The sequence below is a fragment of the Streptomyces sp. NPDC004111 genome (assembly GCF_042874215.1).
Classification (GTDB): Bacteria; Actinomycetota; Actinomycetes; order Streptomycetales; family Streptomycetaceae; genus Streptomyces.
Map to the genome: position 1 here is coordinate 19,640 of NZ_JBIAMU010000014.1, position 12,823 is coordinate 32,462.

The 12,823-nt window shown below is 72.2% G+C and carries 14 protein-coding genes; 6 read left to right on the top strand and 8 right to left on the bottom strand.

Annotated elements, in window-relative coordinates:
* Nucleotides 1-70 precede the first annotated feature (70 nt).
* Complete coding sequence (locus ACFYVL_RS26005) at nt 71-505, top strand: hypothetical protein (protein WP_389249208.1); 435 nt, start codon at nt 71-73, stop codon at nt 503-505.
* A 40-nt stretch (nt 506-545) separates the two neighbouring features.
* Here ACFYVL_RS26005 and ACFYVL_RS26010 read toward each other — a convergent pair whose 3' ends face one another.
* The 3 genes from ACFYVL_RS26010 to ACFYVL_RS26020 all read right to left on the bottom strand — a co-directional run bounded on the left by ACFYVL_RS26010 (nt 546) and on the right by ACFYVL_RS26020 (nt 2,553).
* Nucleotides 546-1,586: an RNA polymerase sigma factor SigF gene (locus ACFYVL_RS26010; protein ID WP_389248798.1), complete on the bottom strand. Its 1,041-nt coding sequence runs from the start codon at nt 1,584-1,586 to the stop codon at nt 546-548.
* Nucleotides 1,583-1,996 carry an anti-sigma regulatory factor gene (locus ACFYVL_RS26015; protein ID WP_185032869.1) on the bottom strand — a complete coding sequence of 138 codons (414 nt, stop codon included), beginning with the start codon at nt 1,994-1,996 and terminating at the stop codon, nt 1,583-1,585. The genes ACFYVL_RS26010 and ACFYVL_RS26015 overlap by 4 nt, the downstream gene beginning before the upstream one ends.
* A gap of 296 nt (nt 1,997-2,292) precedes the next feature.
* Nucleotides 2,293-2,553: a UBP-type zinc finger domain-containing protein gene (locus ACFYVL_RS26020; protein ID WP_389248800.1), complete on the bottom strand. Its 261-nt coding sequence runs from the start codon at nt 2,551-2,553 to the stop codon at nt 2,293-2,295.
* A 93-nt stretch (nt 2,554-2,646) separates the two neighbouring features.
* On the opposite strand from ACFYVL_RS26020, the gene ACFYVL_RS26025 reads away from it, so the two are divergent.
* The gene (locus ACFYVL_RS26025) at nt 2,647-4,239 is read left to right on the top strand and encodes a Na+/H+ antiporter (protein ID WP_389248802.1); all 1,593 of its coding nucleotides are present in this window, start codon (nt 2,647-2,649) and stop codon (nt 4,237-4,239) included.
* Nucleotides 4,240-4,264: 25 nt separating this feature from the next.
* On the opposite strand, the gene ACFYVL_RS26030 is transcribed toward ACFYVL_RS26025, so the two are convergent.
* The 4 genes from ACFYVL_RS26030 to ACFYVL_RS26045 all read right to left on the bottom strand — a co-directional run bounded on the left by ACFYVL_RS26030 (nt 4,265) and on the right by ACFYVL_RS26045 (nt 7,834).
* Nucleotides 4,265-5,149, bottom strand: coding sequence for a 1-aminocyclopropane-1-carboxylate deaminase/D-cysteine desulfhydrase (locus ACFYVL_RS26030; RefSeq protein WP_389248804.1), 885 nt, complete (start codon nt 5,147-5,149; stop codon nt 4,265-4,267).
* Between the two features lie 60 nt (nt 5,150-5,209).
* Complete coding sequence (locus ACFYVL_RS26035; RefSeq protein ID WP_389248806.1) at nt 5,210-5,800, bottom strand: N-acetylmuramoyl-L-alanine amidase; 591 nt, start codon at nt 5,798-5,800, stop codon at nt 5,210-5,212.
* A 225-nt stretch (nt 5,801-6,025) separates the two neighbouring features.
* Nucleotides 6,026-7,204: a globin domain-containing protein gene (locus ACFYVL_RS26040; RefSeq protein WP_389248808.1), complete on the bottom strand. Its 1,179-nt coding sequence runs from the start codon at nt 7,202-7,204 to the stop codon at nt 6,026-6,028.
* Between the two features lie 186 nt (nt 7,205-7,390).
* A complete protein-coding gene (locus tag ACFYVL_RS26045; protein ID WP_389248810.1) occupies nt 7,391-7,834 on the bottom strand; it encodes an RrF2 family transcriptional regulator in 444 nt (147 codons plus the stop codon).
* Between the two features lie 185 nt (nt 7,835-8,019).
* Here ACFYVL_RS26045 and ACFYVL_RS26050 point away from each other — a divergent pair, with 185 nt between their 5' ends.
* The 3 genes from ACFYVL_RS26050 to ACFYVL_RS26060 all read left to right on the top strand — a co-directional run bounded on the left by ACFYVL_RS26050 (nt 8,020) and on the right by ACFYVL_RS26060 (nt 11,421).
* Nucleotides 8,020-9,429, top strand: a complete 1,410-nt coding sequence (locus ACFYVL_RS26050) for a family 2B encapsulin nanocompartment shell protein (RefSeq protein WP_389248812.1) — start codon at nt 8,020-8,022, stop codon at nt 9,427-9,429.
* Nucleotides 9,430-9,578: 149 nt separating this feature from the next.
* Nucleotides 9,579-10,631 (top strand): family 2 encapsulin nanocompartment cargo protein polyprenyl transferase, encoded by a 1,053-nt coding sequence (locus tag ACFYVL_RS26055; protein ID WP_389248814.1) that lies wholly within the window; start codon nt 9,579-9,581, stop codon nt 10,629-10,631.
* A gap of 199 nt (nt 10,632-10,830) precedes the next feature.
* Complete coding sequence (locus ACFYVL_RS26060; RefSeq protein WP_389248816.1) at nt 10,831-11,421, top strand: GNAT family N-acetyltransferase; 591 nt, start codon at nt 10,831-10,833, stop codon at nt 11,419-11,421.
* Nucleotides 11,422-11,480: 59 nt separating this feature from the next.
* Here ACFYVL_RS26060 and ACFYVL_RS26065 read toward each other — a convergent pair whose 3' ends face one another.
* Nucleotides 11,481-12,062, bottom strand: a complete 582-nt coding sequence (locus ACFYVL_RS26065) for a TetR/AcrR family transcriptional regulator (protein WP_389248818.1) — start codon at nt 12,060-12,062, stop codon at nt 11,481-11,483.
* Nucleotides 12,063-12,230: 168 nt separating this feature from the next.
* Between ACFYVL_RS26065 and ACFYVL_RS26070 the strand changes: the two genes are divergently transcribed.
* Complete coding sequence (locus ACFYVL_RS26070; protein WP_389248820.1) at nt 12,231-12,821, top strand: dihydrofolate reductase family protein; 591 nt, start codon at nt 12,231-12,233, stop codon at nt 12,819-12,821.
* The last annotated feature ends 2 nt before the right edge of the window (nt 12,822-12,823 follow it).

Sequence of the window (12,823 nt, forward strand, 5' to 3'; positions counted from 1 at the left end):
TTACCCTGCAAGGGTGAGTAAAAAGCCCGCCAAGAAGCCCGCCAAGAGGCCCGAGCCGCAGGCCGACCCCCTGCCCGAATCGCCGGCCGTGCCGCACCCGGCCGAGCCCCGTCCCGCCCGCCTCGGCGCCGCCGCCGCACTGGTCGCGCTCGAAGGGCTCGCCCTGGTCCTGGTCGGCGTCTCCATGCTCGTCATGGGACTCTTCGGCGACCCGGACCGCCCGGAGCAGGCCGAGATGGGCGGACTCACGCTGATCGCGCTGGCCGTGCTGCCGCTGCTGGCCGCCAACGGTCTGCGGCTGCGGCGCAGCTGGAGCCGGGGCCCCGCGGTGATCACCCAGCTGATGGCGCTGCCGGTCGCGTACACCCTGCTGACCACCGACGCCGGCTGGGCGATCCCCTCCGGCATCGTGCTCGCCGCGACCGCCGTCGTCTCGCTGGTGCTGCTGCTGAACCCGGCAGTCGTCGACGCCCTGGGCATCAAGCGGGGCCCGCGCGGCGCCTGAGCGGCGCGACACGGGCCCCGTACCTCCCCGGAGGGCTCGTCTACTCCTCGACCAGCAGCTTCTCGCGGAGCTGGGCCAGGGTGCGGGCCAGCAGCCGGGAGACGTGCATCTGGGAGATGCCGACCTCCTGGGCGATCTGCGACTGGGTCATGTTCCCGAAGAAGCGGAGCAGGAGGATTCGTTTCTCTCGCGGCGGCAGGTCCTCCAGCAGCGGCTTGAGCGACTCGCGGTACTCCACGCCCTCCAGCGCCACGTCCTCCGCGCCCAGGGTGTCCGCCACCGCCGGGGACTCGTCGTCCGTGTCGGGGACGTCCAGGGACAACGTGGAGTACGCGTTGGCGGACTCCAGGCCCTCCAGGACCTCCTCCTCGGAGATCGCGAGGCGCTCGGCCAGCTCGTGCACGGTCGGCGAGCGGCCGTGCTGCTGGGAGAGCTCCGCGGTCGCCGAGGTGAGCGAGAGCCGCAGCTCCTGGAGCCGGCGCGGCACCCGCACCGCCCAGCCCTTGTCCCGGAAGTGCCGCTTGATCTCGCCGACCACGGTCGGGGTCGCGTACGTCGAGAACTCGACCCCGCGCTCCGGGTCGAACCGGTCGACCGACTTGATCAGCCCGATCGTGGCGACCTGGGTCAGGTCGTCCAGCGGCTCCCCGCGGTTGCGGAAGCGCCGCGCCAGGTGCTCGACCAGCGGCAGGTGCATCCGCACCAGCCGGTTGCGCAGCTCCGCCTTCTCCGGGGACCCCTCGGGCAGCTCGCGCAGCTCGATGAACAGAGCCCGCGCACCGCTGCGGTCCCGTGGGTTGTGCGGGAGCTCGTGCTCCTCGCGCTCCGTGTGCACGTTGCTGTGCTCGTCGCTCATCTGCTTCGCCGCCCGCTCCGCCGCCCGCGCCGCCTGGGCCTTCGCCGCCGTTGTGACGCCGGCGTCGCCCGCCGCCGTGTCGGCGGTGGCTTCGCCGGCCTTTTCCGCAGCCTCGTACGCCGCGCCGCCGCCGTCCACCGGGTGCGGGCGGGCCTGCTGCTCAGGAATCCCCTCCAGCGCCTGCTTGCTGCGCTCGTCGTCCCGCACCGGCCCGTTCCCGTTCACGCCGGACCGGGTCCCGCGCCGCGCTGTTTGTACAGGCTGATGCTGACCGTCCGGTCGTCGGCCACGGTCGCGTCGACCTTGCCGGCGAGTGCGGAGAGCACCGTCCACGCGAAGGTGTCGCGCTCGGGGGCGCGGCCGTCGGTGGTGGGGGCCGTGACCGTCACCTCCAGCGAGTCGTCCACCAGGCGGAACACACAGCTGAGGACGGAGCCCGGCACGGCCTGCTGGAGCAGGATCGCGCAGGCCTCGTCGACCGCGATGCGCAAGTCCTCGATCTCGTCGAGGGTGAAGTCCAAACGCGCTGCGAGACCGGCCGTGGCCGTACGCAGCACCGACAGGTAGGCACCCGCAGCGGGCAGCCGGACCTCCACGAAGTCCTGGTTCCCGGGCTCGCCTGCGATAGGGGACACCCTCACCTCCAAGGTGGCACAAGCGGTACGTCTGATACGTCTATCGCCGGTGACGCTACCGTGATCCGCCGTTCCGTGTCGCCAGGCCCCCTGCCCGGCGGACTGTCACTCATGGTAGGCACATGGGTACGCACAGTGGCTAGAGCTGTGCGGAGCCCAATTGGACGGCGCCGACGAGGGGTTGACGTACCCCGGCCTCGTCCCGCTGAACCGCGTCCGGCGAGGTCGAACCGCCTGCGGGGCGATCTTCGCCGCACCGCTCCGGGCGATTCCACCCGTACGGACCGGCCGCCCGGTCAGACGATCGCACCGTCGGCGAAGCACCAGCGCCAGCTCTCGCCCGGCTCGTAGCTGCGCATCACCGGATGGCCGGTGTCGGTGAAGTGCCCCGTGGCGTGCCGGCCCGCCGAGGAGTCGCAGCAGCCGACGTGCCCGCACTCCAGGCAGATCCGCAGCTGCACCGGGTGCGTCCCGGCGGCCAGGCATTCGAGGCAGGTGTCGCTCAGCGGGTCCGGCTGCGGCCGGGGCAGCTTCTCGACGTGCGGGCATGGGCTCATGCTGTCCATTGTTCATGAAGCGGCGGGATGCGCCGCCGTACGGATCGCACCGGGCCCGGGGTCCGGGCAGCAGGGACAGGGGACCGCAGACCGATGGACGCAACACCGCTGCTGGCCATGATCGCGGTCAGTGCGGCCGTCGCCGGGATGGCCAGACGCACCCCTGTCCCGGCGCCGCTGCTGCTGGTCGCGGTGGGCATCGCGGCCTCGTTCGTACCGTGGGTGCCCGACTTCACCCTCGACCCGCACATCGTGCTGCCGCTGCTGCTGCCGCCCCTGCTGCACACCGCCGCGCTGGAGAGCTCGTACCTGGACCTGCGGGCCAATCTGCGGCCCGTCGCCCTGCTGTCCGTGGGGTACGTGCTGTTCGCGACCGTGGCGGTCGGCTGGCTGGTGAGCCTGCTGGTGCCGGGGCTGCCGCTGACCTCGGCCCTGGTGCTCGGCGCGGTGGTGGCGCCCCCGGACGCGGTGGCGGCCACCGCCATCGCCCGCCGGCTCGGGCTGCCGCCCCGGATCACCGCGATCCTCCAGGGCGAGTCGCTGGTCAACGACGCCACCGCCATCACCGCGTACAAGGTGGCCCTCGCGGCGGCCGTCGGGGCGGGCGCGAGCTGGGGCGAGGGGCTGCGGGAGTTCCTCGTCGCCTCGGTCGGCGGGATCGCGGTCGGCCTGCTGCTGATGGTGCCGATCCACTGGATCCGGATGCGGCTGACCGAGCCGATCCTGCAGAACACCCTGTCGCTGCTCATTCCCTTCGTTGCTTATGCGACGGCCGAGTACGTGCACGCTTCCGGGGTGCTCGCCGTCGTGGTGGTCGCCCTGCACCTCGGGCACAAGTCCTGGAAGGTCGACTTCGCGACCAGGCTCCAGGAGGACGCGGTGTGGAAGATGGTGTCCTTCATCCTCGAATCCACCGTGTTCGCACTGATCGGGCTCCAGCTGCCGGTGGTGCTCTCCGGGCTCGGACCGTACGGCGGATGGCAGGTCTGGTGGTACGCGGCCGTGGTGTTCCTGCTGGTGGTGGCGGTGCGGTTCGTCTGGGTGTTCCCGGCCACGTACCTCCCGAGGTGGTTGTCGGACCGGATCAGGGACCGGGAGCCGGACACCACCTGGAAGGCCCCGCTGATCGTCGGCTGGGCGGGCATGCGCGGGGTGGTCTCGCTGGCCATCGCCTTCTCGATCCCGCTGACGGCGGACGGCGAACCCTTCCCCGGGCGCAATCTGATCCTGTTCCTGACGTTCACGACCGTGATCGGCACGCTCGGTGTGCAGGGGCTGACCCTGACCCCGCTGATCCGCGCGCTGAAGCTGCCGGGACGCAACGAGTACGAGACGACGCTCGCCGAGGCCCAGGCGCAGAGCGAGGCGTCCGACGCGGCCGAGGCCCGGCTGGACGAACTGCTCGCGGACGAGCGCAACGCCCTGCCCGGCCCGCTGGCCGACCGGCTGCGCACGGTCCTGGAGCGGCGGCGCAACGCGGTGTGGGAGCGGCTCGGCACGGTCAACGAGGTGACCGGCGAGTCCGCCGACACCACCTACCGGCGGCTCTCGCGCGAAATGATCGACGCGGAGCGGGCGGTCTTCGTCGAACTGCGCGACGCCCGCCGCATCGACGACGAGATGATGCGGGTGCTGCTGCGCCGCCTCGACCTGGAGGAGGCGGCGGGCTGGCGGGAGACGGAGTAGCGGAGCGGCGGGCGGCCCCGGGCGGTCAGGGGCGGCCGGTGATCACCGCGGCCAGCCGGGTGCCGCGCGGGAACGTCCCCGCCGCCGTCAGCTCCGTCAGCGCGTACAGCAGCTTCGCCACGTACAGCCGCTCCACCGCCAGCCCGTGCCGCTGCCCGAAGTCGGCGGCGAAGTCGACCAGCTCCGGCGGGGTGCGTGCGTAGCCGCCGAAGTGGAACCCGTCCGCCAGCGACCAGGAACCCGCCGGGCCGCCGAACGCCGCGACTTGGAGCGCCCGCACCTCCGCCCCCAGGAAGCCGCCCTTCAGTACCGGAACGCCGATCGCGCGCTGCCCGGGGGCGAGTCCGGCCGCCAGTCCGGCGAGCGTGCCCCCGGTCCCGCAGGCCACCGCGGCCACGTCCGCCGCGCCGCGCAGCTCCCGGCCCAGCTCCGCGCAGCCCCGGGCGGCGGCGGCGTTGCTGCCGCCCTCGGGGACGACGTACGCCCCGGGAAAGGGGGTGGTGGGCAGCAGCCGGGCGAGGAAGCCGGGGTCGGCGCGGCGGCGGTAGTCCGCACGGGAGACGAAGCACAGGTGCATGCCGTCGGCCGCGCACCCGGCGAGCGAGTCGTTGAGCGGGCGTCCGGCCAGCTCGTCGCCGCGGACCACGCCCACGGTGGGGAAGCCGAACAGCCGGCCCGCGGCGGCGGTGGCCCGCAGGTGGTTGGAGTAGGCGCCGCCGAAGGTGAGCAGCGGGCGGCCCGCCGCCGCGCGGAGGTTGGGGACCAGCTTGCGGTACTTGTTGCCGGGCAGGTCCGGGTGGATCAGATCGTCGCGCTTGAGGAACAGCCGCACCCCGTGGCGGGTGAAGCGCGCGTCGTCCGCCTCGGTGAGGGGCGAGGGGAGCAGCGGGCGCGGCGGGTCGGACGGCATCCGTTCATTGTGCCGGGGGGGCCGTCCGGGCCGCGCCGCCGCTCCCACCCGCGCGACCTGCTACTTCAGCCGGTCCCTGACCCGCTCGCGCAGCCAGTCCATGGTGAAGCCGCGCGGGTCGACCTTGCCGGGCTGCCACTCCCGGTGGCCGATGACGGAGCGCTCGGTCCAGGAGTGGGAGCGGCAGATGGCCGCGGAGACCCGCTCGATGGCCCGGAGCTGGGCGTCCGGCCAGGGGTCCTGGCCGTCGCCGAGGTTCTCGCACTCGAAGCCGTAGAAGTGCCGGTTGCCGTCCGTGTTGGCCTCGTTGTCCGGCGGCAGGCGCTTCTCGGCGATGACCGCGCGCAGGACGTCGTCGTCGCCGAGCCCGGCGTGGTTGGCCCGCCCGTAGCCGACCAGGTGGACCCGCCCGTCCTTGGCGATCACTCCTTGGCAGAGCGGCCCCGGCAGGTCGGCGTGGCCGTCGCGGCAGATCCGGACGGTGGCGTCGGTGCCCTTGGTGACGGTGTGGTGGATCATCACGCCGTGCACCGGTCCCCAGGGGCCGTGTCCCGCCCGGTTGTGGTTGCGCCAGTCGCCGACTTCGACGACGGTCACCCCCTCGGCGCGCAGGCTGGTCAGGAAGGCATTGGCGGAGAGCGGGTTGGCCATGCTGTCTCCTCGTCCGGAGGCCGGGTCACGGCCGAGGCCGGTGACTGTGTGTACTGCTTGTACCGGAGACACCGCCTCCGCTACACCCCGTTCGCACACTGTGCGAGCCGATCCGGACAGTGCTCGTACGGTTGGACGACCGAGCGTGCATCCGACCCGGCCCCCGGACGGCGAGCACTCCCGCGACCGCGACCGCGCCCGGTCCGGCCCGACCCGGCCCCGGACTCAGCTCGCCAGCCAGAGGTCCGGTCCGAACACCTCGTAGTGGATGTCCGAGGCCGGCACCCCCTTGGCCAGCAGCTGCTCCCGCACCGACCGCATGAAGGGCAGTGGACCGCACAGGTAGGCGTGCGTGCCCGGGGCGACCTCGATGCGGGAGAGGTCGACCAGTCCGGTCAGCCCCGCCGGGTGTCCCTCCCGGGGGTGCTCGTAGAAGAAGTGGGCCGAGGCGTCGGCCAGCTTCTCCGCCAGTGCCCCGTGGTCGTGCCGCATCGGGTGCGCGGCGGGGGAGCGGTCCGCGTGCACGACCGTCACCGGCGCGCGGTGCCCGGTGTCGGCGAGGTGGGCGAGCATGGACAGCATCGGGGTGCAGCCGATGCCGGCCGAGGCGAGCAGTACGGGCGCCTCGCCGTCGTGCAGGACCAGGTCGCCGTACGGTGCCGAGACGCGCAGCCGGGACCCCTCGCGGACGTGTTCGTGCAGGTGGCGGGAGACCTCGCCGTCGCCGATCCGCTTCACCGCGATGGTGCTGACCGGCGCGCCGGGTGCGCAGCTGAGGCTGTACTGCCTGATCTGCCGTGCCCCGTCGGCGAGTTCGACCTGTACGGAGACGTACTGGCCGGGCCTGTGCCGCGGGGCCGGGCGGCCGTCGGCGGGCCGCAGCTGGAAGGTGGCGACGTCGGCGGTCTCCTCGATCCGGCCGGCCACCTCCCAGTCGCGCCAGGTGTCGCCCTTGAGGACGCCCTGCTCGGCGTACAGGCGCTGCTCCAGGGCGATCAGGGCGCCCGCCATCAGCCAGTAGACCTCGTCCCAGGCGGCGGCGACCTCGGGAGTGACGGCGTCGCCCAGCACTTCGGCGATGGCCTCGAAGAGATACGTGTGGACGATCCGGTACTGCGGTTCGGTGACGCCGAGCGAGGCGTGCTTGTGGGCGATCCGGCCGAGCATCACGTCGGGGCGGGTGTCCGGGTGCTCGACCAGGTGGGCGGCGAAGGCGGCGATGGAGCCCGCGAGGGCCAGGCGCTGGGTGCCGGCCGCCTGGTTGCCCCGGTTGAACAGGTCCCGCAGCAGCTCGGGATGGGCGGCGAAGAGCTTGTCGTAGAACAGCCCGGTGATGTCCTCGACGGCCGCACCGACGGCGGGGAGGGTGGCGCGGACGGTCACGACGGCGGTCTCGGAGAGCATTCCGGGGCTCCTTGGGAGTGAGTGGCGCAAGTTAATTGGAATTTAAGAGTCGCATTTTGAGGCAGCGGGCGGAGGGCGAGGGGTGGGCGCGAGGGGGAGTGCGGGCAGGGGGGAGGGGCGGGGAAGGCGGCCGGAAACAGCCGTCGTGGGTCTGCGGATACGTGGTCGAAGCGGGGCCGGTACGGGTCAGTCGTGACGGCGCGTAGCCGAGAGCCCCAGCAGCAGCGGACCCGTGGGGGCCTCGGTCAGCTCGTCCACCGTCAGCGGGTCCAGCGCGGCGAAGAACGCCTCCTGGGCCTTGCGCAGCGCCCCGCGCAGCGCGCACGCGGACCGCAGCGGGCAGGGTGTGTCGCCCTCGCACTCCACCACGTCGTCCGGGCCTTCGAGGGTGCGGACGAGTCCGCCGACCGACGCGGACCGCCCCTTCGCCGTGAGCGCGAGCCCGCCGCCCCGCCCCCGGCGCGCCTCGATCATCCCGAGGTGCTGGAGCCGGGCGACCACCTTGGCGGTGTGCGTGTACGGGATCGCCATGGCCGTCGCCACCTCGCGGGTGGTGGGTGTCTCGCCCTTCTCGACGGCAAGGCGCATCAGGACGCGCAGTGCCAGATCGGTGAACCTCGTCAGCCGCATGGCTTCACGCTATTTAAGTTGCATCTCAAATGCAACTTTGGATGGGTCAAGCCGGGCGCGCGCTCTTCCCCCTTCTCCGGTGATCTAGTCACACTCTTTTGTGTAATGGCGCGCCAACTCCCCGTGCTGCAAGGCTACTTCCGCAGGTCAGCACATGATCGAGAGCAGGATCGAAAGGGAGACAGATGTCGGTCGAGGCAGGTTCCGAAGTCCGCGATACGCAGCCGCCGCAGCAGAGTCTCGGTACGGCCGCCGCGCGGAACTTGGCGACCACCACCAAGTCCGCCCCGCAGATGCAGGAGATCAGCTCCCGCTGGCTGCTGCGGATGCTGCCCTGGGTACAGGTCCAGGGCGGTGCGTACCGGGTCAACCGCAGGCTCAGCTTCTCGGTCGGTGACGGACGCGTCACCTTCGTGCAGACCGGCAGCGAGGTGACCGTCATCCCCGCCGAGCTGGGCGAACTGCCCGCGCTGCGCACGTTCGGCGACACCGAGGTGCTCCAGGAGCTGGCGCAGCGCTGCCGGCAGCGCGAGTTCGCCGCCGGAGAGGTGATCGCCGCCCAGGGGGACGGGGCCGACACCGTCTACCTGCTGGCGCACGGCCGCGTCGAGAAGGTCGGCTCCGGCCCGTACGGCGAGGAGCAGGTGCTCGGCGTCCTCGCCGACGGCTCGTTCTTCGGCGACCAGGCGCTCGTCGAGGAGGACGCCAGCTGGGGCTACACCGCCAAGGCCGCCACCGCGTGCACCGTACTGACCCTGACCAGGGACGACGTACTCACCCTCGCCGACCGGGCGGACTCGCTGCGCGACCACCTCGCCGCGGTCCGCTCGCTGCCGCGCCAGCGCACCAACCAGTTCGGCGAAGCGCCCATCGACCTGTCCGCGGGCCATGTCGGCGAAGCCCTCGTACCGCACACGTTCGTGGACTACGACGCCTCGCCGCGCGAGTACGAACTGTCCGTCGCGCAGACCGTACTGAAGGTCCACACCCGCGTCGCGGACCTCTACAACACTCCGATGAACCAGACCGAGCAGCAGTTGCGGCTCACCGTCGAGGCGCTGCGCGAGCGCCAGGAGGACGAGCTGGTCAACAACAAGGAGTTCGGCCTCCTCGCCAACTGCGACTACGGCCAGCGCCTGCAGCCGCACGACGGCGTGCCGAGCCCGGACGACCTGGACGAACTGCTGTCGCGGCGGCGCGGCAACAAGTTCTTCCTGGCGCACCCCCGGGCGATCTCCGCGATCGGCCGCGAGTTCAACAAGCGGGGCCTCAACCCGGACACCGTCGAGATCTCCGGCAACCGCATCCCCTCCTGGCGCGGCGTGCCGATCTTCCCGTGCAACAAGATCCCGATCAGCGACGCGCGCACCACGTCGATCATCTGCATGCGCACCGGACTGGAGGAGCAGGGCGTCATCGGGCTCCAGCAGACCGGCATCCCGGACGAGATCGAGCCGAGCCTCTCGGTGCGCTTCATGGGCATCGACGAGCAGGCCCTCATCTCGTACCTGGTGACCGCGTACTACTCGGCGGCCGTGCTCGTGCCGGACGCGCTCGGCGTGCTGGAGAACGTCGAGATCGGACGGTGGAGGTAGCCGCACCGGGAAGAAGCACGGGGACAACAGGGGAACCGGCGGACGGGGAGCCGGGCGAGCAGGAGGGGACGGCCCGAGGGGGTAAGGGGTGTGCGGGGGAGTGGGGCAATGAGCAACACCCCCCAGTACGGAGGGAGTTGGCATTGACCATGACCACGACCCACGCGACGGGCGGCAGGGGGGACGGCGCGGGTGCGGCCGGCCTCCTCGCCCGCACCAGGACCGCAGTCGACCCCCGGCTCAGGGCGACGGTCGAGTCGTTGCCCGGCCAGGTCCGCAGGATCGCCCGGTACCACTTCGGCTGGGAGCAGGCGGACGGCACCCCGTCCGAGGGGACGGCGGGCAAGGCCATCCGGCCCGCCCTCGTCCTGGCCGCCGCCCAGGCCCTCGGCGGCGACCCCCAGCAGGCCGTCCGGGCCGCCGCGGCGGTGGAGCTGGCGCACAACTTCACGCTGATGCACGACGACGTGATCGACGAGGACCCCACCCGCCGCAGCCGCCCCACGGTCTGGACGGTCTTCGGCATACCGGACGCGATCATCACGGGTGACGCGCTGTGCGCGCTCGCACTGCGGCTGCTCGCCGAGGACCCGCACCCGGCCTCCGCCAAGGCCGCCTCGCGGCTCTCCGCCTGCGTCATCGAGCTGTGCGAGGGCCAGCAGTCGGACTGCGCGTTCGAGCAGCGGGCACCGCAGGACGTCACCATCGACGAGTGCCTGACCATGGCCGAGGCCAAGACGGGCGCACTGCTCGGCTGCGCCTGCGCGCTCGGCGCGCTGTACGCGGGGGCCGGGGAGGAGGAGGTGGACGCGCTCGACGCGTTCGGCCGGGAGGCGGGCCTCGCCTTCCAGCTGATCGACGACCTGATCGGCATCTGGGGCGACCCGGCGCACACCGGCAAGCCCGCCGGCGCCGATCTCGCCTCGCACAAGAAGTCGCTGCCCGTGGTGGCGGCGATGGCCTCCGGCTCGTCCGCCGCCGACGAACTCGCGGAGCTCTACCGGGGCCCCGCGATGGACGCCTCGGCGGTGCGCCGGGCCGCCGACGCCGTGGAGCGGGCCGGGGGGCGGGACTGGGCGCAGGGGCAGGCGGCCGACCGGATGGCCAGGGCGGTGCAGCACCTCTCGCGGGCGGTGCCCGACCTGACGGCGGCGGACGAACTGCTGGCGCTGGCGGAGTTCGTGACGCGGCGTACGCGCTGAGGGCGTGGCGCCGCGGGTGCCCCGTGCCGGGGTGACGGGCCCGCGACGGCTTCGCCGACGTGCGCGGGGCCGCGGGACGTGGTCCGGGCCCGGCGGGGCACTCCCGCCGGGCCCTTCCCCGTACCGCCCGAAAACCGTCCCCGACCCCCAACTCTAAGATCGCGTATGACAGTTGTGGGTCACGGAGACGGAGACGGGCATGGGCGTACATATACGGCAGGCGGGCGAGGAGGACCGGGGTGAGGCGCAGGACGTGCTGCACCGGGCGTTCCACGACGACGCGGTCAGCTCCTGGGTCTTCCCCGACCTGGAGCAGCGGTCGCGGGTGCACCCGCAGATGATGGGCGCCTTCTTCGACGTGGTGCTCGCCCACGGCCGGGTGGACCTGGCGGCCGAGGGCGGCGTCGCGCTCTGGCTGGACACCCCGGCGGGCGCGCCGGAACCCGACGACGGCGCCGCGCGACTCCGCGCGGCCCTCGACCCGGACAACGAGCGCATCGAGCTGATCGGCAGCCTCACCGCGGCCGTCCACCCGCACCACGAGGCGCACCTGTACCTGTGGATGATCGGCGTGCACCCGGACCGGCAGGGCGAGGGCCTCGGCTCCGCGCTGATGCTGCCCGTGCTGGAGCAGTGCGACCGCGACGGCAGGGCCGTCTACCTGGAGGCGAGCACCGCGCGCAGCCGCGAGCTCTACCGGCGGCTGGGCTTCGAGGACCACGGGACACCGCTGCGGCTGCCCGAGGGCGGGCCGCTGATGTACCCGATGTGGCGGGCCCCGCGGGGCTGAGCGACGCCGCTCCCTCGGGTGCCGCCGCGCCCACCGGTGGAGCTGCTCCTCCGTCGCCGCTACTTCTCCGGAATGGTGCGCTCCACCACCCGTTCCACCAGGGCGTCCAGCTCCTCGGGGGAGCCGGTCATGATGTCCGGCAGGGTGAAGTACTCCAGCAGCAGCCCGGTCATGGCCAGGAAGAGCACCTGGACGTCCTGGGCGTCGCCCGGCAGCCCGGACTCCACGTGGAACCGGATGTTGCTGTGGAAGTCCGCACCCAGCGTCCGGCTCAGCGCCTCGCGCAGGGCCGGACGCCGGGTCGCCTCCAGGCGCAGTTCCAGCACCGCGAGATAGCCGGACCGCTCTGCGGTCATCCGGCGCACCAGATCGTGCATGAATCCCTTGACCTGGTCCCGGGACGGCTTCATGGCCAGCAGGTCGCCGAACTCCGCCGCATCCGGTGTCATCCGCTCGTGCACCCGGCCCGCGATCTGCCCGAACAGGGTGTCGCGGTCCGCGAAGTAGTTGGACGCCGTACCGGTGGGCACTCCCGCGCGGGCGTCCACCGCGCGGAACGTCAGCCCGCGCGCGCCTTCGGCGGCGAGCATCTCGATGGCGGCGTCCAGCAGGGCGGTGCGGCGTTCGGGGTTCCTGGCCACGGCGGGTTCCTCTCGTTCCTCTTCCGGCTCTCCCGGAATTCTCCGGCAAAGGGTCTTGCGCAACCACTACACCTGAAGCACTATAGCTGTCGTGGTTACGGCGCCGGTCCGCCACACACCCGGATCCGCGCACCACGACTCACCGATCACCGAGAAGAAGGACTTCGCTTGCGCAAGCTCGCGTACTACGTCGGAATGTCCATCGACGGCTTCATCGCCGCCCCGGACCTCAGCATCGACGCCTACCCGGTCAGCGAGGAGTTCCTGCGGGACTTCCTGGTCGGGGAGTACCCGGAGTGCCTGCCGACCCACGTCCGCCGCCACCTCGGCGCCGACGACACGCCCAACAAGCACTTCGACACGATGCTCCAGGGCCGCACCACCTACCAGGCCGCCCTCGACATCGACATCCCCAGCCCGTACGCGCACCTGCGCCAGTACGTGGTCTCCCGCACCCTCGCCGAGGCCGGCTCGCCGTCCCCGGACGTGGAGATCCTCTCCGGCGACATCGCCGCGAAGGTACGGGAACTGAAGGCCGAGGAGGGCGGGCTCGGCATCTACCTCGGCGGCGGCGGCGAGCTGGCCGGCCAGCTCGTCGAGGAGATCGACGAGATCGTCCTCAAGCTCTACCCGGTCGTCCTGGGCGACGGAGTGCGGCTCTTCACCGCCGAGTTCGGCGTGCATTCCTTCTCGCTCGACTCGATGCGCACGTTCGCCAACGGCACCGCCGTACTGACCTACTCCCGGCTGAAGGGCTGACC

Excerpts from the sequence above, each read along its gene's own strand:
- ACFYVL_RS26020 (WP_389248800.1), bottom strand. The coding sequence starts at position 2,553 with ATGAGCCCATGCCCGCACGTCGAGAAGCTGCCCCGGCCGCAGCCGGAC.
- ACFYVL_RS26025 (WP_389248802.1), top strand. The coding sequence starts at position 2,647 with ATGGACGCAACACCGCTGCTGGCCATGATCGCGGTCAGTGCGGCCGTC.
- ACFYVL_RS26030 (WP_389248804.1), bottom strand. The coding sequence starts at position 5,149 with ATGCCGTCCGACCCGCCGCGCCCGCTGCTCCCCTCGCCCCTCACCGAG.
- ACFYVL_RS26035 (WP_389248806.1), bottom strand. The coding sequence starts at position 5,800 with ATGGCCAACCCGCTCTCCGCCAATGCCTTCCTGACCAGCCTGCGCGCC.
- ACFYVL_RS26040 (WP_389248808.1), bottom strand. The coding sequence starts at position 7,204 with ATGCTCTCCGAGACCGCCGTCGTGACCGTCCGCGCCACCCTCCCCGCC.
- ACFYVL_RS26045 (WP_389248810.1), bottom strand. The coding sequence starts at position 7,834 with ATGCGGCTGACGAGGTTCACCGATCTGGCACTGCGCGTCCTGATGCGC.
- ACFYVL_RS26050 (WP_389248812.1), top strand. The coding sequence starts at position 8,020 with ATGTCGGTCGAGGCAGGTTCCGAAGTCCGCGATACGCAGCCGCCGCAG.
- ACFYVL_RS26055 (WP_389248814.1), top strand. The coding sequence starts at position 9,579 with ATGACCACGACCCACGCGACGGGCGGCAGGGGGGACGGCGCGGGTGCG.
- ACFYVL_RS26060 (WP_389248816.1), top strand. The coding sequence starts at position 10,831 with ATGGGCGTACATATACGGCAGGCGGGCGAGGAGGACCGGGGTGAGGCG.